Origin of the sequence: Methylocella silvestris BL2, from assembly GCF_000021745.1 — a bacterium.
GTDB classification, from domain to species: Bacteria; Pseudomonadota; Alphaproteobacteria; order Rhizobiales; family Beijerinckiaceae; genus Methylocapsa; species Methylocapsa silvestris.
This window is the reverse complement of record NC_011666.1, coordinates 105,649-125,013: the sequence shown is the minus strand read 5'-3', so window position 1 is coordinate 125,013 and position 19,365 is coordinate 105,649. Positions and strand designations below refer to the sequence as shown.

At 63.3% G+C, this 19,365-nt stretch carries 18 protein-coding genes; 9 read left to right on the top strand and 9 right to left on the bottom strand.

Annotated features, from left to right (window positions below; translation table 11 throughout):
* Positions 1–9: 9 nt before the first annotated feature.
* On the bottom strand, positions 10–825 hold the full coding sequence (locus tag MSIL_RS00665; protein ID WP_012589181.1) for an SDR family NAD(P)-dependent oxidoreductase: 816 nt from the start codon (positions 823–825) through the stop codon (positions 10–12).
* A gap of 107 nt (positions 826–932) precedes the next feature.
* On the opposite strand from MSIL_RS00665, the gene MSIL_RS00660 reads away from it, so the two are divergent.
* The 3 genes from MSIL_RS00660 to MSIL_RS00650 all read left to right on the top strand — a co-directional run bounded on the left by MSIL_RS00660 (position 933) and on the right by MSIL_RS00650 (position 3,961).
* The gene (locus MSIL_RS00660; protein WP_012589180.1) at positions 933–1,877 is read left to right on the top strand and encodes a GlxA family transcriptional regulator; all 945 of its coding nucleotides are present in this window, start codon (positions 933–935) and stop codon (positions 1,875–1,877) included.
* A 99-nt stretch (positions 1,878–1,976) separates the two neighbouring features.
* A complete protein-coding gene (locus MSIL_RS00655) occupies positions 1,977–2,519 on the top strand; it encodes a peroxiredoxin (protein WP_049768233.1) in 543 nt (180 codons plus the stop codon).
* A 71-nt stretch (positions 2,520–2,590) separates the two neighbouring features.
* Positions 2,591–3,961: a serine hydrolase domain-containing protein gene (locus tag MSIL_RS00650; RefSeq protein ID WP_012589178.1), complete on the top strand. Its 1,371-nt coding sequence runs from the start codon at positions 2,591–2,593 to the stop codon at positions 3,959–3,961.
* 9 nt (positions 3,962–3,970) lie between these two features.
* Here the strand turns inward: MSIL_RS00650 and MSIL_RS00645 are convergent, their stop codons facing one another.
* From MSIL_RS00645 to MSIL_RS00615, 7 genes are all read right to left on the bottom strand, one after another.
* Positions 3,971–5,701 carry an NAD+ synthase gene (locus tag MSIL_RS00645; protein ID WP_012589177.1) on the bottom strand — a complete coding sequence of 577 codons (1,731 nt, stop codon included), beginning with the start codon at positions 5,699–5,701 and terminating at the stop codon, positions 3,971–3,973.
* Positions 5,702–5,873: 172 nt separating this feature from the next.
* Positions 5,874–7,265 carry a class II 3-deoxy-7-phosphoheptulonate synthase gene (locus MSIL_RS00640; protein WP_012589176.1) on the bottom strand — a complete coding sequence of 464 codons (1,392 nt, stop codon included), beginning with the start codon at positions 7,263–7,265 and terminating at the stop codon, positions 5,874–5,876.
* 153 nt (positions 7,266–7,418) lie between these two features.
* A complete protein-coding gene (locus tag MSIL_RS00635) occupies positions 7,419–7,970 on the bottom strand; it encodes a sugar O-acetyltransferase (RefSeq protein ID WP_041367415.1) in 552 nt (183 codons plus the stop codon).
* A 22-nt stretch (positions 7,971–7,992) separates the two neighbouring features.
* Positions 7,993–9,417 carry a glutathione-disulfide reductase gene (gene gor, locus MSIL_RS00630; RefSeq protein WP_012589174.1) on the bottom strand — a complete coding sequence of 475 codons (1,425 nt, stop codon included), beginning with the start codon at positions 9,415–9,417 and terminating at the stop codon, positions 7,993–7,995.
* Between the two features lie 50 nt (positions 9,418–9,467).
* Positions 9,468–10,022, bottom strand: coding sequence for a DUF2059 domain-containing protein (locus MSIL_RS00625; RefSeq protein ID WP_012589173.1), 555 nt, complete (start codon positions 10,020–10,022; stop codon positions 9,468–9,470).
* Positions 10,023–10,107: 85 nt separating this feature from the next.
* On the bottom strand, positions 10,108–10,833 hold the full coding sequence (rpiA, locus tag MSIL_RS00620) for a ribose-5-phosphate isomerase RpiA (RefSeq protein ID WP_012589172.1): 726 nt from the start codon (positions 10,831–10,833) through the stop codon (positions 10,108–10,110).
* Between the two features lie 104 nt (positions 10,834–10,937).
* Positions 10,938–11,336 carry a hypothetical protein gene (locus MSIL_RS00615; RefSeq protein ID WP_012589171.1) on the bottom strand — a complete coding sequence of 133 codons (399 nt, stop codon included), beginning with the start codon at positions 11,334–11,336 and terminating at the stop codon, positions 10,938–10,940.
* Positions 11,337–11,523: 187 nt separating this feature from the next.
* Here MSIL_RS00615 and MSIL_RS00610 point away from each other — a divergent pair, with 187 nt between their 5' ends.
* The 3 genes from MSIL_RS00610 to MSIL_RS20445 all read left to right on the top strand — a co-directional run bounded on the left by MSIL_RS00610 (position 11,524) and on the right by MSIL_RS20445 (position 13,870).
* Positions 11,524–12,222 carry an HAD-IA family hydrolase gene (locus tag MSIL_RS00610; RefSeq protein ID WP_012589170.1) on the top strand — a complete coding sequence of 233 codons (699 nt, stop codon included), beginning with the start codon at positions 11,524–11,526 and terminating at the stop codon, positions 12,220–12,222.
* A gap of 172 nt (positions 12,223–12,394) precedes the next feature.
* On the top strand, positions 12,395–13,531 hold the full coding sequence (locus tag MSIL_RS00605) for a hypothetical protein (protein ID WP_012589169.1): 1,137 nt from the start codon (positions 12,395–12,397) through the stop codon (positions 13,529–13,531).
* Between the two features lie 180 nt (positions 13,532–13,711).
* Positions 13,712–13,870 carry a DUF3309 family protein gene (locus tag MSIL_RS20445; RefSeq protein WP_012589168.1) on the top strand — a complete coding sequence of 53 codons (159 nt, stop codon included), beginning with the start codon at positions 13,712–13,714 and terminating at the stop codon, positions 13,868–13,870.
* A gap of 51 nt (positions 13,871–13,921) precedes the next feature.
* On the opposite strand, the gene ettA is transcribed toward MSIL_RS20445, so the two are convergent.
* The gene (gene ettA, locus MSIL_RS00600) at positions 13,922–15,574 is read right to left on the bottom strand and encodes an energy-dependent translational throttle protein EttA (RefSeq protein ID WP_012589167.1); all 1,653 of its coding nucleotides are present in this window, start codon (positions 15,572–15,574) and stop codon (positions 13,922–13,924) included.
* A 190-nt stretch (positions 15,575–15,764) separates the two neighbouring features.
* Between ettA and MSIL_RS00595 the strand changes: the two genes are divergently transcribed.
* The 3 genes from MSIL_RS00595 to cynS all read left to right on the top strand — a co-directional run bounded on the left by MSIL_RS00595 (position 15,765) and on the right by cynS (position 19,317).
* Positions 15,765–16,571 carry a class I SAM-dependent methyltransferase gene (locus tag MSIL_RS00595; RefSeq protein ID WP_012589166.1) on the top strand — a complete coding sequence of 269 codons (807 nt, stop codon included), beginning with the start codon at positions 15,765–15,767 and terminating at the stop codon, positions 16,569–16,571.
* A gap of 116 nt (positions 16,572–16,687) precedes the next feature.
* Positions 16,688–18,763: a hypothetical protein gene (locus MSIL_RS00590; protein ID WP_012589165.1), complete on the top strand. Its 2,076-nt coding sequence runs from the start codon at positions 16,688–16,690 to the stop codon at positions 18,761–18,763.
* Positions 18,764–18,834: 71 nt separating this feature from the next.
* Positions 18,835–19,317, top strand: coding sequence for a cyanase (gene cynS, locus MSIL_RS00585; protein WP_012589164.1), 483 nt, complete (start codon positions 18,835–18,837; stop codon positions 19,315–19,317).
* Positions 19,318–19,365: the final 48 nt, after the last annotated feature.

The window sequence follows — 19,365 nt, the reverse complement described above, 5'->3', positions numbered from 1 at the left end:
ACGCGCGCCTCAGCCGGCGTGAGCTTCCGCTAACCGGTACCGATCGGCCGGCGTCGTGCGCGACAGCTTGGGCGACATCGCCCGGCGCGCCGCCTCGAACGCATCCCATTCCGCTATGTCCAGCAGCGCCGGGATGGTGACCAGTTCGCCCTGGTCAAAGCCCGCCAGCGCGGCGTCGACCATATCTTCCGCCGTCATCACCATCCCCTCCGGCAGATTCTGGTGCGGGAGACCCGCGATCTCCCAAAACTCCGTGGCCGTCGCCCCCGGCAGCACCGCCTGAACGCGGAGCCCTTTCGCGGCCAGTTCATGCTGAAGCGAAAGACTAAGCGCCAGGACAAAGGCTTTGGTCGCGCCGTAGACGCCGTTCAGGGATTCCGGCGCAATGGCGACGACCGAGGCGATATTGATGATGGCGCCCGAGCCCCGCGCGACGAAACCGGGCGCTGCGGCATAGGTCAGCCGGGTCAGCGCGGTGACGTTCAAGGTGATCATCTGCTCCATCTTGTCGACATCGGATTGCAGCAGGGGCGTCACAGCGCCCACCCCGGCATTGTTGACGAGCAGCGTCAGGCGAGTCTCCTCGCAGAGTCTGGCTTCGACACGGGCGAGATCGTTCCGATCGCCAAGGCTCGCCGCGATCGTTTCGACAGAGCGACCGGTTTCGCCCCGCAACCGCTCGGCCAGCGCGTCGAGCCGCGCCTGATTGCGCGCGACCAGAATGAGATCATAGCCGCGCTTGGCCAGTCGATCCGCATAGACGGCGCCGATGCCCGCGGAGCCGCCGGTGATCAGCGCGACGCCCTTTTGTCCGTTATTCGTCATGTTCGTTCCCTCTGTCCGCCGATAGCCGGCCTCGCATGAGGTTTACGCTTGCCGCTCTGCGTCTCAAATGTCATATAAACGTTCTTTTAGGACATAACGAGCCATCCATGCAGCGCGTCGGTTTCACCATCTTTCCCGGCTATTCGATGATGGGCCTTGCGGTGGTCTCGGTATTCGAGCTTGCGAATATGCTGGCGGAAAAGTCCGTCTATGACGTGCGGCTGCTCTCGGAGAGCGGCGGCCTGGTCCAAAGTTCAGTCGGCATGCGGATCGAGACGGAAGCGTTCGATGCCGGTGACTACGACACGCTCATCATCGGCGGGGGGACCGAGATTGCGCCGCCAAGCCCCGGCCTCACGGCCTTTCTACGGCAAACGCCCGGCCGGCGCCGGCGCACCGCATCGATCTGCACGGGCGCGTTCGTTCTGGCGGAAGCCGGACTGCTCGATGGACGGCGCGCGACGACGCACTGGTTTCACGCACGGCAGTTGCAGGCGCTGTTTCCGAAAGTGAAAGTCGATGAAGATCGGATCTTTGTCGTGGACGGCCCGATTTATACATCGGCCGGGATGACAGCCGGAATCGATCTTGCGCTCGCCTTGGTCGAGGAGGATCTGGGGCTTGAGATCGCGCGCTCGGTCGCTCGCAAACTCGTGGTCTACCACCGCCGCGCGGGCGGGCAGTCTCAATTTTCGGCGCTGCTGGAGCTCGAACCGAAATCCGATCGCATCCAGAGCGCGCTGGCTTACGCCAAGCGCAATCTGCACATGCGGTTGACGGTCGAGCAACTGGCCGAGGCGGCTCACCTCAGCCCGCGCCAGTTCAGCCGCGCCTTTCATGCTGAAACCGGGCAATCGCCGGCAAAGGCCGTCGAGCATCTCCGCATCGAGGAGGCGCGAATGATGATGGAGCAGGGAACGCGTCCGATCGACAGCATCGCGCGGGATACCGGCTTTTCCGATCGCGATCACATGCGCCGCGCGTTTTTGCGCGCCTTCGGCCAGCCGCCGCAGGTCATTCGGCGGAACGCCCGCGGCGAGGCAAGAATTTGATCTATGCCGATCGCGCCTTATCTATGGATCGCAAAGGCAGTGCCATTCGGCTCCGCCCCTAGCCGCCATCCGAGACAAAGGACGACTCCCTTGAAGCGCATGACCTTGTTTCTTTCCTTTTGCCTCGGGATTTTCGCCACCGGCGCGATGGCGGCGCTTAAGCCCGGCGACGCCGCGCCAGACTTTTCGCTTGAGGCGGCGCAGGGCGGCAAGCCGTTCAAATTCTCGCTTGCCGAAGCCCTGAAAAAAGGGCCGGTGGTCGTTTATTTCTACCCAAAATCCTTCACCAGCGTCTGCACTCAGGAGGCGCATGAATTTGCCGAAAGCATCGAGGATTTTGCGGCGGCTGGCGCCAGCGTCATCGGCGTCTCAAGCGATAATATCGTGACGCAACAGGAGTTTTCGAGCAAGGAATGCCGCGACAAATTCCCGGTCGGCGCCGATCCCGATTTTTCGGTGATCAAGGCCTATGACGCGGCCTTTACCTTGCCGATCGCCGGGCCGGCCTATGCGCACCGCATTTCCTATGTGATCTCGCCGGCAGGAAAGATCCTGTCCGCCTATGCCGATTCGGGCGCGGAGAAACATATTTCGACGGCGCTCGCCGCCGTGCGAAAGTGGCGCGAGGCGCATAAGCCCTGAGCGCTGCGACCCACAAAAGCCAACCGTGATAAACAGGCAGCCGTCCTTGTTTCCACACACGGAAGCTGCCTATGAAAAAATGGTTGGCCGCGGCGCTGGGCTATATTCCCCGCTGGATCGCGTTTCAGCTGCGTCAGCAGGACTTGCCGGGCGTCGCCGTAGCGATCACGGCCGACGGCAAACTGGCGCTCGATTGCGCCTTTGGAATCGCCAATCGCGCTGCCGGCGCCGCCCTGACGCCGGGCCATAATTTCCGCGTCGCCTCCCATTCGAAGACTTTCACTGCGGTAGGACTCCTCAAATTGGCCGATGCGGGCCGGCTCCGCCTCGACGACGCCGTCGGCCACTATGTCGAAGGGCTCAATCCGCAGATCGCCAAGGCAAGCCTCGCGCAGCTTCTCAGCCATTCGGCGGGCGTCGTTCGTGACGGGCGCGACGGCGGCCAATGGGTCGATCGCCGGCCGTTTCTCAACGAGGCGGAATTGCGCGAGGCTCTCGCCGAGCCGCCCATTCTGGAACCCAATCTCCGCTTCAAATATTCCAATCACGCTTTTGGCCTGCTCGGGCTTGTGATCGCCGCCGTAACGGGCGAATCCTACAATGACTGGGTCGCGCGCGAGGTGGTTGCGGCCGCCGGTCTAACCGGAACCTACCCCGATGCGAACGAGGGCGCCCGCGCCACACTCAGTCAAGGACACAGCGCAAAGCTGTTGTTCGGCGAGCGCCTCGTCATACCGGGCGACAATCCGACCTATGCGTTGGCGGCGGCGACGGGATTCATCAGCTCGGCCAAAAACCTTGCGCAATTCTACAGCCAGCTCAATCCGGACGCAGACCAAAGCATCCTCAGCGTCGCGAGCCGGCGCGAGATGACGCGGCGCCATTGGCGCGTTCCCGACACGAGCGCGGAGCGGCATTATGGACTCGGCCTCATTCACGGCGATATCGGCGATTGGCCCTGGTACGGTCATTCCGGCAGCTTTCAGGGCTTCGCCACCCACACCGCCGTGTTGCCGTCGCAAGAGCTCTGCGTCTCGGTGCTGACGAATGCGAGCGACGGCGGGGCGGCGCAATTGTTCGACGGCGTCACGCATATTTTGCAGGCTTTTGCTCACCATGGCGCGCCGCACGAAGACGTCGCTCACTGGACGGGGCGGTGGTGGACTCTCTGGGGCGCGACAGATCTCACGCCCATGGGCCACAAGGTGTTGGTCGCGCTTCCGGCGCAGTTAAATCCATTCGCCGACGTCAGCGAGCTGACGCCCTGCGGCGCCGACGCCGCCACAATTACAAAGGCTGGCGGATTCGGCAATTTTGGCGAGCCGGCGCGGCTCGTTCGCAATGACAAAGGGGACGTCAGCGAAGTTTGGCTGGCGGGCGACAGGCTGCAAAGCGAACAGGCCTTTTCCGACGAGGCAAGACGGCGCTACCCGCGCGAATGAACCCCGGCGCTACACAACATCATCGGCCGGAGCCACGCCCAGGCCGCTCGGCCCTCGCTTTTCGGGCGCCGGGGCGGGAGCGCCCGAATCGCGGAATTTGTTGAGGATCGGGTAGCGGCGGTCGCGGCCGAAATTCTTCTTCGTCACTTTGACGCCGGGCGCCGACTGGCGGCGCTTGTATTCGGCGAGATAAAGCAGCCGTTCGACCTTCTTCACCGTTTCAGCCGTAAAACCCGCCGCGATCAGATCGGAGACGCGCATCTCCTTTTCGACCAGCCCTTCCAGAATGGCGTCAAGCTCTTCATAGGGCGGCAGCGAATCCTGATCCTTCTGATTCTCGCGCAGCTCCGCCGAGGGCGGCTTCACCAGAATATTTTCTGGAATCACCACGCCATCGGGTCCGAGCGCGCCTTTCGGCTTCCAGCGGTTGCGCAGGCGGCACAGCCGAAAAACCTCCATCTTGTAGAGATCTTTCAACGGATTGAAGCCGCCATTCATGTCGCCATAGATGGTGGCGTAGCCAACCGACAATTCCGACTTGTTGCCAGTCGTCACCAGCATCGCGCCAAATTTGTTGGAGATTGCCATCAGCGTTGCGCCGCGCACGCGGCTCTGGATGTTTTCTTCCGTGAGGCCCGGGGGAGTTCCAGCAAACAATGGCCGCAGCGTCGTCTCGAAGCCGGAAACGATCGGCTCGATCGGCAAAATGTCGTAGCGGACGCCAAGCGCTTTTGCGCAGCCTTCCGCGTCGAAAAGGGACTCATTCGAGGTGTAGCGATAGGGCAGCATGACGCAATGAACGCGGGCGGCGCCCAGCGCGTCCACGGCCATGGCGGCGCATAGCGCGGAATCGATCCCGCCCGAGAGGCCGAGCACGACGCCGGGAAATCCGTTCTTCTCGACATAGTCGCGAAGCCCGACCACACAGGCGCTGTAGTCGGCCTCCTCGCCCTGTTCGATGGCGGCCTTCGGCCCTTCAACGCAGACAAAGCCGTTGTCGCCGCGCCGCCACACGGTTCTCGCCACCACGGAAGTAAAGGCCGGAAGCTGGAAGGCGAGCGTCCGGTCGGCGTTGAGGCCGAAGGAGGCGCCGTCGAAAACCAATTCGTCCTGGCCGCCGACCTGATTGAGATAGATCAGCGGCAGGCCGCTCTCGACGACCCGGGCGGCGACAATGGCGAGGCGCTCGTCAGCTTTGCCGCGCCAATAGGGCGAGCCGTTGGGAACGAGCAGAATTTCGCCGCCCGTTTCGGCGATGCATTCGACCGGATCGGGCCCCCAGATGTCTTCGCAGATCGGCACGCCGATGCGCACGCCGCGCAGCGTTAGGGGGCCCGGCATGGGTCCCGGGGCGAACACGCGCTTTTCGTCGAAAACGCCGTAATTCGGCAGATCGACCTTGTAGCGCACGGCCTCGACGCGGCCGCCGTCGAGCAGCGCATAGGCGTTGTAGGCAAGCCCGTTTTCGACGAGCGGAACGCCGACGAGAATCGCCGGACCGCCGTCGGCGGTGTCGCGCGCAAGGTCGTCAAGGGCCGCTCGGCAGGCCTCCAGAAAGGCCGGCTTCAGAACCAGATCTTCCGGCGGATAGCCGGCGATGAAGAGCTCCGAAAACATCACGACGTCAGCGCCGAAACCCGCCGCTTCCGTGCGGGCTGCGCGGACGCGCGCGACATTGCCGGCGATATCGCCAACCGTCGAATCAATCTGCGCGAGGCCGATGACGAGCGTGTCGGTCATTGGAGAATGCAGCCTTGCGCCAGCGTCATCAAATGTCCTCGCTTACTGCCAAATGGCTGACGCAAGCGCATGGCCCGGCTCCGGGAACGCATGTGGCTGCGCTTGTCCGCCATTCTCGTTGTGGTGATCGGCTGAGATCAAAAGGCCGCGCGCTTAAGGCGCGGCTTTTGTCTCATTCGGCGGCGGCGGGATGGGCCTGCAGGCCCTTGCCCATACGGCCGGTCTTCAACAGTTCGGCGATCAGGAAAGCCACCTCGATCGCCTGCTCTGCATTGAGGCGCGGATCGCAATAGGTATGATAGCGATCATGCAGATCGGCGTCGGAGATCGCGCGCGCGCCGCCGGTGCATTCGGTGACGTTCTTTCCGGTCATTTCGAGATGCACGCCGCCCGGATAGGTTCCTTCGCCCTGGTGGACCGCGAAGAAGGAGCGGATCTCGCTCATGATCTTGTCGAACGGCCGCGTCTTGTAGCCGGAGGCGGCCTTGACCGTGTTGCCATGCATCGGATCGCAAGACCACACGACGCTGCGTCCTTCCTGTTGAACGGCGCGGATCAGGGTCGGCAGGCTGGCCTCGACCTTGTCGGCGCCGAAGCGGCAGATCAGCGTCAGGCGCCCGGCCTCATTGTCCGGGTTCAGGATGTCGATCAGCCGGATCAGCTCATCAGGGTTCAGCGTCGGGCCGCATTTGAGGCCGATCGGGTTTTTAACGCCGCGCGCATATTCGATATGGGCGTGGCCGGGCTGACGCGTGCGGTCGCCGATCCAGATCATATGGCCGGAGGTCGCGTAATAATCCCCGGTCGTCGAATCGACGCGCGTCAGCGCCTCCTCGAAGCCGAGCAGCAGCGCCTCATGCGAGGTGTAAAAATCGGTCTGCCGCAGCTCCTGATGGGACTCGGGATCGAGCCCGATCGCCCGCATGAAGCCGAGCGTTTGGGTGATGTGGTCGGCAAGCTCCTGATAGCGCGCCGACTGCGGGCTGTCCTTGATGAAGCCCAGCATCCATTGATGCGCGTTTTCAAGATTGGCGTAGCCGCCCGTCGCGAAGGCGCGCAGCAGGTTCAAGGTCGCCGCCGCCTGCCGATAGGCCATGAGCTGGCGCGCGGGGTCTGGCACGCGGGCGCTCGCCTCAAACGCAATGTCATTGACGATATCGCCGCGATAGCTCGGCAGCGACACGCCGCCGACGGTCTCGTTCGGCGCCGAACGGGGCTTGGCGAACTGGCCGGCGATGCGGCCAACCTTGACCACCGGCAGCGCGGCGGCGAAGGTTTCCACCACCGCCATCTGCAGGAAGACGCGGAAGAAATCGCGAATATTGTCCGCCGAATGCTCGGCAAAGCTTTCGGCGCAATCGCCGCCCTGAAGCAGAAAAGCTTCGCCATTGGCGACCTTGCCGAGCATGCGCTTCAACTTGCGCGCTTCGCCGGCAAAGACGAGCGGAGGAAAGCCGGCGAGCTGCCGTTCGACATCCGCGAGCGCCGCGGCGTCGGAATAGACGGGCGACTGCTCGATCGGCTTGGCTCTCCAGCTCGACGGCGACCAGGACTCGACGGACATTTTAATACTCCCGAGCGGTTCCGGCCGCTCCCAATGATTGAATTTTGGGCCGGAGCCCAGACGGCGCAGATCCTCCGCGTCCTAGATAGGACTTTTTGGAAAGAAAGCATCTAGCAGGCGCGGCCCCCCGGATGCAATGTTTGCGCTTTGAGCCTATCTGAGACGCCGCGCCGGATTGCTGGCGACGGTCGCGCCCGCCGCGACGTCGCGCGTCACAACGCTTCCCGCGCCGATGATGCAATCATCGCCGATCGTCACGCCGGGCAGGATCAACGCCCCCGCGCCAATCCAGCAATTGGCGCCGATGCTGACCGGACGCCCCGATTCGAGCATGGCCCGACGCTGCGCCGGATCGCGCGGATGGTCGGCCGCGAGGATCTGCACGGCCGGGCCGATTTGCGTCATTTGGCCGATGCTCACCGCAACGACATCGAGGATCACGCAGTTGAAATTGAGGAACGCGCCCGCGCCGATGCGAATGTTGAAGCCATAATCGCAATGGAACGGCGGCCGGATATTGACGCCAGCGCCGACCTCGCCAAGCAATTCCGCCAGCGCCGCGTGACGCTCCGCGATCGAGGCCGCGAGCATGGAATTGTAGCGCTCAAGCCAGATACATGCCTTACGGTGGGCGGCCGAGATCTCCGGGTCGTCGGCGCGATAAAGCGCCCCCGCGAGCATTTTCTGCATCTCGCTTTGGCTCATGAGCTCAAATCGGCGAGGCGGGTCATCCGTTCAAAAACTCGGCGTCAACGGCGTCGGGCGCCTCCGGGCCCGCGGTCGCCCGCTCGAAGCGCGCCGTGCGGGCGCGCATCGTCACAAGCTCCTCGGCCGAGGTTGGATGCACGGCGATGGTCGCGTCGAAATCGGCTTTCTTGGCGCCGAGGCGAATGGCGATGGCAAGGACTTGCGCCAGTTCTGCGGCGCCTTCGCCGAGAATATGGACCCCAAGCACGACGTCGCTACGGCCGTCGACGACGATTTTCATCATGGTTTTCTCGGTCCGGCCCGAAAGCGTCGCTTTTAGCGGGCGAAAGCTCGCCTGATAGATATCGACGCAGTCGCAGACCTCGCGCGCCTCAACCTCGGTGAGGCCGACCGCGCCGAGCTCCGGTGTCGTGAACACTGCGGTCGGCACATGGGCGTGATCAACCGCTGTCGGCTTGTCGCCGAACACCGTATCGGCGAAGGCGTGGCCCTCGCGGATGGCGATCGGCGTCAGCTGAATGCGGTTGGTGACGTCGCCGACGGCGTAGATCGATTTGACGTTCGATTGCGAGAAATGATCGACGATCACGGCCCCGACGCCATCCAGCTTCACGCCAGCGCGCTCGAGGCCGAGTCCCTTCGTGTGGGGGCGCCGGCCGGTCGCCATCATCACCTGATCCACATCGAGCTGAAGGCCCGAGGTGAGATGAACTCTTAAACCCCCGTCGATCTTTTCGATCCGCGTCGGAAGATGGCTGAAATGCATCTCGACGCCCTCCTCCACGAGCGCGTCGCGCACGCCGCAGCGCATGTCGTCGTCAAATCCGCGCAGCACATTTTCGCCGCGCGAGGCGATCGCGACCTTCGATCCGAGCCGCGTGAAAATCGAGGCGAACTCCACCGAAATATAGCCGGCGCCGACGATCAGGAGACGCGGCGGCATGACGGGAAGATCGAAAACCTCATTCGAGGTGATCGCCAGTTCGCGACCTGGAATCTCCGGCTCAAGCACAGGCGTCCCGCCGGTCGCGACAAGGATGATTTTGGCGCTGAGCCTGCGGCCATCGGCAAGGACAATGCTGTTTGGATCTTCGATCTCGGCGCGGCTGTCGATCATCGCGACGCCGGCTTTTTCGAGATTGGCCCGATAGATCGCGGACAACCGCGAAATTTCGCGCTCCTTGGCGGCCACGAGCTTTGGCCAGTCGAAGGCCGTCTCAGGGATGGTCCAGCCAAACCCGGCCGCATCGTCAAATTCGTCACGAAAGCGGCTGGCGTAGACCATCAGCTTCTTCGGCACGCAGCCGCGAATGACGCAGGTTCCGCCGACGCGGAATTCCTCGGCGATGGCGACCCGAGCGCCATAGCCCGCGGCGATGCGGGCGGCGCGCACGCCCCCGGAGCCGGCCCCGATTACGAAAAGATCAACATCGAAATCGGTCATTCGCCTCGCCTTGGACTATCGGACGCCGCGGGGCGCACGCGGTCACGCGCTCAGATGTCGTGGCCCTTTTTCTTCATTTCTTCCCGCACCCGGGTCATCATATCGGTCGATATCTTGCCCTGCCAGCCCTGCATGGCGGTCACGATGTCGCTGAGGACGGCCGGTTGCGACGCCACGTAATTCTTGCCGGCGGCGCTGGTGAAAAAGGCGACCGCCGTATTGATGTCGGGCTCGCTGAGATGCTGGGCGAAAATCTGCGCCGCGAAACCGGTCATTTGATCCGGCAAACGTTCGAATTCCGGCTGCAGATTGGTCAAAACCTCTTTGAGATCCTGGGTCAACTCCGGGCGGGTTTGGCTCAGCGACGCGCCGATCTGATCGACGAATTCGGGGATGATGGCGGTGAAGGAGCGCGCCATGCCGGAACTCAGCACCAGCGCGCGCGCCGCGGCGAGGTGGGACGGTTTGATGACGCCGGCTGGCGCGGGCGCCGCGGGGGGCGCCGCCTGGGGGGCGGACTTCTGCGCCGTCGCGAGACCCGCAAAACCCGCGATGAAAATCGCGCAGGCCGCTGTCAGCCTGATGGAACGAAAAACGCTCTGCAACCGAAGTCTCCCTGAAATCTTCTCGTTAAGACCTGGATCTATTCGTCTTGAGACCTGGGTTGTTTGTATCGCGAACCGTCGCGGCTCAGGGCGGCGCCTGTGCTTCGAGCCGGCCGAAGATCTCGATTCCGCCCGGGCCGGCGCAGATCACCGCTTTAGCAAGGCCGATGAAGAGGCCGTGCTCGACGACGCCCGGGATCGCACTGAGATCCTGCGCCAATTGCTCAGGACGCGGCAGCGCGCCGAAATGGCAGTCGAGGATGAAATTGCCATTGTCGGTGATGAAAGGCTGACCGGGGCCCTTGTCGCGCAGCACGATCTCGCCGGCGCAGCCCGCCTCCTCCGCCCTGGCGCGGATCAGCCGCCGCGTCGCCTCGAGGCCAAACCGGGTCACCTCGACCGGCAGCGGGAATTTGCCCATGATCTCCACATGTTTGGAGACGTCGGCGATCACGACCATCGTCTTCGAGGCCGTGGCGACGATTTTTTCCCTGAGCAATGCGCCGCCGCCGCCCTTGACCAGCCGCAGACTGTCATCGAACTCGTCGGCGCCGTCGACGGTGAGGTCGAGCTCGGGCTCGGCGTCGATCGTCGTCAGCGCGACGCCGAGCGCCGCCGCCTGGGCCCGCGTCTCCTCCGAGGTCGGCACGCAGAGGACATCGAGCCCCGCGGCGACGAGGCCGCCGAGAAGATCGACGAAATGCCGCGCCGTGGATCCCGTGCCAAGGCCAAGCTTCATGCCGGGCCTGACGAGCTTGATCGCCTCGGCGGCCGCGGCGCGTTTGGCCTCATCGGGGCTTAGGGTGGTCATTTCTGCGTTGTCCTCGCTGCCGTGGGCCAGGAATGACGGCTCGCAAGCGGCGTAGTCCGTTGCGGGGCGCTCCGTCAAGGCGCGGCGGAAGATGTCGTCGCCGGTCAGCGCGCCTGCGGCGTGCACACCACCGCCTCGTTCAGGACATAGCAGATCGACATCATGCCCGTGCGCAGATCGACCCGAAAAACGCCCCCCTCGCGTTCATGCCGGGAGGCGACCAGCGAATATTCGCTCGAGGCTTGCGGCCCCGCGCCTTCCCCGGGCGCATAGCAGAGCGTGACCCCGACCGAACCGTCCTTCAGCCCATATTGGCAGGCCCCAACTTCACCCGTGGCGCGATCGAGCCGGTAGACGCGATTGAGGTCGGTATGGGGCGCCGCCAGAAATTCATAGTTCGCGGCGGCGGCTCCCCCCGCCCCGCCGGCCGCGGCGGCGAGCCCGGCGATGCAGGCCGCAAGATGCGAAAGGCGCCGCGCCTTTGAAAAACCGATGCCTCGCATATAAACTCTCCGCCGGTTCCGGCCCTTCCCGGCCCTTGATTTCGATAGTCTTCTACACCAGGTCGCCCCGACATCGAAAACCATACGCGCCCGCGCGTGACGAAATGACCGGAAACCGCGGCTTGCGTTGGGCGCTGTCTTCCCCGAAGCTTTCCGCCAACCGTGACCTCAGGCTGAGCAGGAGCCCATGAACAAGTCTCTCGCAATCCCGCCGCTGCTGGTCTTCGACCTCGACGGCACGCTGGCCGACACCGCGGCCGACCTCGTCTCGACCCTGAACGCCATCTTGACCCAAGAAGGACTGGCGGCCGTCTCTTTCAAGGACGCGCGCGCAATGGTCGGCGCCGGAGCCAAGGCGCTGCTGCAGCGGGGGCTCAAGGCAAATGACGTCGTCGTCGAAGAAGAGCGGCTCGATCAATTATTCGCCGACTATCTCGATCATTACGAGGCGCATATCGCCGATGAGAGCGTGCTCTATCCAGGCGTGACCGCCGCGCTCGACCGTTTCGAGGCGGCCGGCTGGAACTTTGCCGTCTGCACCAATAAATTCGAGGCGCCCTCGCGCCTGCTCTTGACCGCCCTCGGCATCGCCGACCGGTTCAAGGCGATCTGCGGCAAGGACACATTCGCAGTGAGCAAGCCGGAAGGCGACGCTCTGCTGCAGACGATCGCCAAAGCCGGCGGCGATCCGCGCCGTGCGATTATGGTCGGCGATTCCAAGACCGATATCGACACGGCCCATAACGCCAAGGTTCCGGTCGTGGCCGTCACCTTCGGTTATACGGATCTGCCGGTCGAAACGTTCGAGCCGGATCGGATCATCGGCCATTTCGACGCGCTTTGGGACGCGGTCGAAGAGATTTCCGCCGTCTTCCACGTCGCCTGACGGCCGCGGAATAGCGTTATTGTCTCTCGGAGCGGGCGGCGTCACGGCGCCGCCACGCCCGCCTGCACATTTCACCGCGCCGGGCGAAGATCGGATCATGAAGGCTGGCCGCGATCTTGCCTTTCCACTGAGCAATTCATGCAATCGGTTCGGGCCATTCTGGAGTGACGCGATGAGCGCAGGCGACGGCAAGCTCACCTTTGAAAATGACGCGTTGATTTCGGATCAACCTCGTCCGGCGGCCGGTTCTCGCCTCGACGGCCTGCGTCAGTTCGCCGAAATGAGCGTGCTTTACGCAATGGCGACCGTCTCCTTCTTCCTGATCTTCTTCAAATTCTCCGCCGACGCCAGCTTCGTCTATTTTTACAATATCATTAATGACATCAAGCTTGAGTCGGACCTTGTAAGCGTCGAGCAGTTCAAGCAGCATTATTTGAGTTCGAACTCGATTAACTACCCAAGATTTTTGGGAAATCTGATTGTCTACGATCTGTCGAACTGGATCGGCGCGCTGTTCAAATCAACCGATCCGCGCCTCAATCCGCTGCGCTTGTCGGCGGTGGTCATCACATGCCTGTCCTTCTATATCGCGACATTGCCGCCCGTCCTCAACGCAAGATTGCTCGACCGCAAAACCTTCTTTTGCCTGTTCGCCTTCATGTGCCTTATCGGGCAGTATGTTTATTATCCGGGAGACATGAGCAGCCTCGCCTTTCTGAGCCTGTCTCTCTACTTCGTCCTGCAGGAAAAATTCATTCCCGCCGCCATATTCATGCTGGCGACCGGGCTCTTTCGGGAGAGCGCCTTCCACGTCGTTTTTTTCGTGGCTGTGTGGGCCGCTTGCGATTGGCGCATGCCGCTGAAAAACCGCGCTGCGCTCGTGCTCGGCTTCGCCGTGCTGTTCATCGTCGAATATAAATTGATCCGATTGTTTTATCCGGCCCCGATCTCTGTCGTTGCGAGCGAGACGGGTATTGAAACCTCGATCACAAAGATCTTTTTCGAGCACGGGCTCTGGTCGCTGACGACGGTCGCCACGCTCGCGCTCCATTTTTTGTTTTTGGCCTATTATTTCGTGACGCGCGACGGGCGAAAACCCCCCTCCTGGCGCGATCGTTTCTTCCTCGTTAACTGCCTCGCCCTGCCCCTGTGGATTATTTTTTATCGGATGTTAGGGGGCAATATCAGTGAGTTTCGGCTGCTGTTTCCGGCTCTGCTGCCGATTGTCTATGGCGTCGCCTACAACGCGCGGAGCGAATGGCCGACCGATACAGCCGCACCGATCGCTACGTCGAAAAGCGCGGCCTGACTCATTTCGGGCGCGATCTTGCTTCGCGAGGATGATCTATCGCGGCCCGGCCAAATTGAAGAAGCGTCTTCGCCTCGCAGCGCAATGCATTGAACGAATTGGCAATCGAAGCGTTACCACAGGCGTCCGGAACATGCGCGGCTTAACAGTCCGCATAGGCCATTCTGGCGGAGGGAAAAGATGAGCACGCTTCTCATAATCATTATTTTAATAATCTTGTTCGGCGGCGGAGGCGGCTATTGGGCCTATGGCTCCTACGGCGGCGCAGGTCTCGGCGGGGTGCTCGGCACCGTCCTGATCATTTTGCTGATCTTGTGGTTGCTCGGCGCTTTGCGTTGAGCGGCGTCTAAGCACAAAAAAATGCCCGGCGTTTTAGCCGGGCATTTTTCGTTAGCGCGAAAATTTCTTGTATTTCATCCGGTGCGGAATGAGGCTTTCCTGGCCGAGGCGGCGTTTCTTGTCCTCCTCATAATCCTGGAAATTCCCCTCAAACCATTCGACATGGCTGTCGCCTTCATAGGCGAGGATGTGGGTGGCGATACGGTCCAAAAAGAAGCGGTCATGCGAGATGATGACCGCGCAGCCGGCGAAATCGGTCAGCGCCTCCTCGAGCGCGCGCAGCGTCTCAATGTCGAGATCATTGGTCGGCTCATCGAGCAGCAGCAGATTGGCGCCTGATTTCAGCATCTTTGCAAGATGCACGCGGTTGCGCTCGCCGCCCGAAAGCTGGCCAACCTTTTTCTGCTGGTCAGGACCCTTGAAATTGAAGGCGCCGGTATAGGCGCGCGAATTGATCTCGCGCTTGCCGAGATAGATCACTTCGGCGCCCTCGGAAATTTCCTCCCAGACGTTCTTCTTGGGGTCGAGCGAATCGCGCGACTGATCGACGTAACCGAGATGGACGGACTCCCCGACCGTCACCGTGCCCTTGTCCGGCTTCTCCTGACCGGTGATCATGCGAAACAGCGTCGTCTTGCCCGCGCCATTCGGGCCGATGACGCCGACGATGCCGCCGGGCGGCAGCTTGAAGGTCAGATCGTCGATCAGCAATTTGTCGCCAAAACCCTTCGACAGATGCTCGAAATTGACCACCGTATTGCCGAGCCGCTCGGCCACGGGAATGACGATCTGTCCGGTCACCGCCTGCTTGTCGTTCTGCTTGTTGACGAGGTCCTCATAGCGCTGAATGCGCGCTTTCGACTTCGCCTGCCGCGCCTTCGGGCTCGACGAAATCCAGCCGGCTTCCGCCTCGATCGCGCGCATGCGCGAGGCGTCCTCGCTCTTTTCCTGCTGCAGGCGCTTTTGCTTCGCCTTCAGCCACGCCGAATAATTGCCCTCGTAAGGAATGCCCCGGCCGCGGTCGAGCTCGAGAATCCAGCCCGTCACATTGTCGAGAAAATAGCGGTCATGGGTCACGATCAGGATCGCGCCCGGATAGGCCCGCAAATGACCTTCGAGCCAATTCACCGTCTCGGCGTCGAGATGGTTGGTCGGCTCGTCGAGCAACAAAAGCTCCGGCTGTTCGAGCAGAAGGCGGCACAGCGCGACGCGGCGGCGCTCGCCGCCGGAGAGCTTGTCGACCGCCCAATCGTCGGGCGGGCAGCCGAGCGCGTCCATGGCGAGCTCCACCTGCGCGTCGAGATCCCACAGGCCCTTGGCCTCGATCTCGTCCTGCAGCGTCGTCATTTCATCCGCCGTCTCGTCAGAATAATTCATGGCGAGGTCGTTGTAGCGTTCGAGGATCGCCGTTTTCGCCGCGACGCCCTGCATGACATTGCCGCGCACGTCGAGCGTGGAATCGAGCTGCGGCTCCTGCGGCAGATAGCCGACGCGGGCGCCTTCGGCGACAAAGCCCTCGCCCGTATATTCCTTGTCGATCCCGGCCATGATCTTCAAAAGCGTCGATTTGCCCGCGCCATTGACGCCGAGCACGCCGATCTTGGCGTCGGGATAAAAGGAGAGATTGACGTTTTCGAGGATCTTCTTGCCGGTCGAAAACGTCTTCGTCAGGCCTTGCATATGATAAATGAATTGCCGCGCCATAAGGGCTCCGCGTCCGCATTCGAAAGTTTCGTGGGTTTGGACGCTATGTAGACGCAGCAGCCCGGTGGGTCCAGATAAATGGGCGACTTTGACGACAGGCCGGCCTTGGAGCGCGGCCGACTGGCGTGACCTTGGCGGCGCAGGCCGCCGCCTGAAACGATCGCCGCGCGTTGCCGGCGCCGGAGCCTCGATGACCGATATCGCTCAAGGATTTCGCGACGCGGACGGCGGAATGCTGCAGGAGCTGACGCATTGCCTCGGTGTCCTGAACGACCTGCCGCTGTTCCGATCGTATAAGGCGCGCACATGGGCGGCGCTCGGCGTCCGGGATGGCGACAAGGTCGTCGACGTCGCCTGCGGGACCGGCTTTGACGTCATCGAAATGGCGAAGCGCTTCCCGGCCGCGGAGATCTTCGGCGTCGACCGGAGCGAGGGCCTTCTTGGCGCCGCGCGCTCCCGCGCGCAGGGACTGGGGAACGTCAGATTCCTGCAGGCGAACGCCGACCGCCTTCCGTTACAGACGGACGCCTTCGATGGCGCGCGGATCGACCGCGCGCTGCAGCACATCGAAGATCCGCGCGCGAGCCTGCGGGAAATGGTTCGCGTGACGCGTCCCGGCGGGCGGATCGTCGCCGCCGAGCCTGACTGGGGAACCTTTGTCCTCTATAATGGCGCTGGCGCCGCGAGCGCAAAAATGAGCGAAGTCTGGCTGCGATCGTTCCGCAACCCGTTCGTCGGGCGCGAGCTCGGCGTCATGCTCGACGAATGCGGCGTCACCGATCTGCAATGCGAAGCCCATGCGCTTGCGACGACCGATCTGGCCTGCGCCGACGCCGTCTTTGACCTGCCGCGCCTTTGCCGCAATTGCGTCGAGGCCGGCGTCCTGACGCCGCAGCAGGCGGACCTCTGGCGCGAGAACGCCTTGGCCGTTTCGGAAAAGGGCGCATTTTTCGCCGGCGTGAATATTCTGACATTCCACGGGACTGTTTCAGCCTAGCGGGCGCGAGACCGGATCAAACAACGGTGAATGTGGCTTTGCCAGCCGGGCGCGACAGTTTTCGTTCGCGGCGCGTATGGGCTAGAACATCCGGGACTCGATAAGGAACATCAGCCTTGCCCGACATCGGATTACGAAATCTCGGATCTCTCATTCCCGGCGCCAAGGCGGAGCCCCCGCCGGCCGCGCCGAAAGCCGGGAGCGTAAAAATCGAGCCCAAACTCAGCGGCGCCCTGCCGCCCGGGCCGACGCCCGCGCCGGCAAAATCCGTCGCTGCGACGACGCGGCCGAAAGGCGAAAGCGCGCTTTTTGCCGCCGACGTCGGCGACGACAGCGCCGCGCTCGGACCGGCCGACGCGCCGCTGGCGTTGCTCGCCGAGCTCGCGCTGCATCGCAGGACGCAGACCCCTTTCTCGATCGGCCTCCTCGGGCCGTCCGGCAGCGGCAAAAGCGTCGCCCTCAGCCGGCTAATCGAGGGCGTCGAACGTCTGGCCGCCGCGGCGCGCGGCGCGACCTCCTCGCCCTTCCTTGCAAATATCCTGACCCTGCGGGTCGACGCCGCCGACCTCGACGGGCCGGCCGCGACCGCCCTCGCCGGCGCCCTTTACGCCCGCCTCGCGCTGGATCAGCCGCAGCTTGCGGTCGAGGCCTCGCACGCCGCGCGCGATCCGGGGCTCGCCACGCGGGAAGCCTTCGAGCGGCTCGACTCCGTCAGCCGCAAGCTTGAATCCGAGCGCCGCCTTCTCGAGGAGGCCGACGGGCGCCGGGCGCGGCTTACCGACACCGTGCTTTACGAGACGCCAGGCTCTAAAATCGACGCCTTTGCGGCGCGGACGCGCGGGCGCATCGCCGCGACCATGTCGCGCTTCGGCGCGCCAGGCGATCCGCTGCTCGCCTATAAGGATAGGGTGCGCACGCTGGCTGACGCGCGCGGCCCGTCGCGGCTCGGCTTTTTCGCCGACGCCTTCTGGGGCCTCAAGGGGCAGTCGAGCCGGATCGTCTGGGCGATCATCTTTGCTTTGGCCGGGTTCGGCCTTGGCGTCGCGCTCGCCCATCAAGCGACATGGCTCGACTGGCTTCGCGCACAGCCGCAAATGGCAGTGGCGGCCGAGTGGATCGCCGCCCATATCGATTGGCTCGCAACATTCCGCGGCGCCTTTTATGTCGGCGCCGGCCTGATGCTGTTGAGCAATCTTTGGCGCGGCCTGCGGCTGCTGCGGCTCGTCTTTCGCGGCGAGCAGCTGCTGAATGCGGACCTGCTCGAACGCCGCCGCGAGGCCGACGCCTTTCTCGGCCATCAGTCGCGCCGCGTGCAGGATCTGGCGAGCGAGGTCGATCGGCTGAGCCGCAAAGCAGCCGAGGCGGAGCGACGCGCGGGCGGCCTCAACATCGCCAATCCGGCGCTGGCCGAACCCTCGCCCTTCGCCGCCGACCTCATCAAGCAGCAGGCGCAGCGCTTCCTCGCCGCCGTTGGGGCGCTCGTGCAAAAACAGGCCGAAGGCGCTGAAGCCAAATCGTCTGGACCGTCCGGCGGCGCGGCGCAGCGAATTATCCTTGCGCTCGATAATCTCGATCTCGTTCCTGCTGCCCGCGCGCTGGAAATTCTAAGCTGCGCGCCCGGACCCGGCTTTGTCAGCCTGATCGCGGTCAACCCGGCCCGATTTGCCGATGCCGAGATCGACCTCGAAAAATGGATTTCAGCGCCCTTTTCGATCGGTGAACTCGCGGCAAGGCGCGATCCCGCCGCTCAGGTCCACAACCTTCTGAGCGCGAGCTCTGAGGCGTCCAATATCGCGGCGCCCGACGCCGCGCGATGCGCGCTCGACGAACCTTTGAGCGATTTTGAGACGCGCCTCCTTGCGGCGCTAGCCCCCGTGGCGGGTCCGTCGGCGCGCAGGCTGAAGCGCTTCGTCAATCTCTATCGCCTCCTGCGCGCGCAATGGCCAAACGACCCCGAAAGGCGCGCCTGCCTCGCCTTGGCTCTGGCTCTCGACGCCGGCGGAACGAAAGAGGATCTCAGCGCGCTGGAGGCGGCGGTTTTGGCGCCGGGCGAGCCAGTATTCGATCACCACCGGGTCAGCCAGCGTCTCGGCCTTGCGCTGCAGGCCGCGGCCACGACGCAGGCGCGGCTCACCAGCGAGGCCCTGTGCGACGCGCTCGACGCCGCGAGGCTGTTTTCCTTCAACGGGTAACTGCTGCGAAGGCGTCCTTTGTGGCGCCTTCTATGCCTGCGAAAAGCCGCGGTCACACAGGGAGGCGATCCGTGAAGCGAGACGAACTCACCGAGAAAATTCTCGACATCAAGCGCGCCAAAGGCTGGAGCTGGAAACATATCACGACAGAGATTGGCGGCATGTCCGAGGTTCTTGTCGTCGGCGCCCTGCTCGGCCAGATGAAGCTCGTCAAGCCCCTGGCGAAGAAGGCGGCGCAGCTGTTCGAGCTTTCCGAGAGCGAAGAGCGCATGCTGAACGAGACGCCCTATCGCGGCTCGCCGATGCCGCCCACCGACCCGCTGCTGTACCGTTTCTATGAGCTCATCATGGTCAACGGGCCGGCGTGGAAGGCGCTGATCGAGGAGGAATTCGGCGACGGCATCATGTCGGCGATCGATTTCGACATGCAGATCGAGCGGGAGCCCAACGCCAAGGGCGACCGCGTCCGCATCTCGATGTCGGGGAAATTCCTGCCCTATAAATATTACGGCGCCGAACAGGGCATTCCCGAGCTCGGTTACAAGGAAGACTGAGCCCAAAAAGAAAGGGCGTCCCGGGGGACGCCCTTGTAATCCAGATCT

Coding starts and splice junctions, on each gene's coding strand:
- MSIL_RS00665 (WP_012589181.1), bottom strand. CDS start 825: ATGACGAATAACGGACAAAAGGGCGTCGCGCTGATCACCGGCGGCTCC.
- MSIL_RS00660 (WP_012589180.1), top strand. CDS start 933: ATGCAGCGCGTCGGTTTCACCATCTTTCCCGGCTATTCGATGATGGGC.
- MSIL_RS00655 (WP_049768233.1), top strand. CDS start 1,977: ATGACCTTGTTTCTTTCCTTTTGCCTCGGGATTTTCGCCACCGGCGCG.
- MSIL_RS00650 (WP_012589178.1), top strand. CDS start 2,591: ATGAAAAAATGGTTGGCCGCGGCGCTGGGCTATATTCCCCGCTGGATC.
- MSIL_RS00645 (WP_012589177.1), bottom strand. CDS start 5,701: ATGACCGACACGCTCGTCATCGGCCTCGCGCAGATTGATTCGACGGTT.
- MSIL_RS00640 (WP_012589176.1), bottom strand. CDS start 7,265: ATGTCCGTCGAGTCCTGGTCGCCGTCGAGCTGGAGAGCCAAGCCGATC.
- MSIL_RS00635 (WP_041367415.1), bottom strand. CDS start 7,970: ATGAGCCAAAGCGAGATGCAGAAAATGCTCGCGGGGGCGCTTTATCGC.
- gor (WP_012589174.1), bottom strand. CDS start 9,417: ATGACCGATTTCGATGTTGATCTTTTCGTAATCGGGGCCGGCTCCGGG.
- rpiA (WP_012589172.1), bottom strand. CDS start 10,833: ATGACCACCCTAAGCCCCGATGAGGCCAAACGCGCCGCGGCCGCCGAG.
- MSIL_RS00615 (WP_012589171.1), bottom strand. CDS start 11,336: ATGCGAGGCATCGGTTTTTCAAAGGCGCGGCGCCTTTCGCATCTTGCG.
- MSIL_RS00610 (WP_012589170.1), top strand. CDS start 11,524: ATGAACAAGTCTCTCGCAATCCCGCCGCTGCTGGTCTTCGACCTCGAC.
- MSIL_RS00605 (WP_012589169.1), top strand. CDS start 12,395: ATGAGCGCAGGCGACGGCAAGCTCACCTTTGAAAATGACGCGTTGATT.
- MSIL_RS20445 (WP_012589168.1), top strand. CDS start 13,712: ATGAGCACGCTTCTCATAATCATTATTTTAATAATCTTGTTCGGCGGC.
- ettA (WP_012589167.1), bottom strand. CDS start 15,574: ATGGCGCGGCAATTCATTTATCATATGCAAGGCCTGACGAAGACGTTT.
- MSIL_RS00595 (WP_012589166.1), top strand. CDS start 15,765: ATGACCGATATCGCTCAAGGATTTCGCGACGCGGACGGCGGAATGCTG.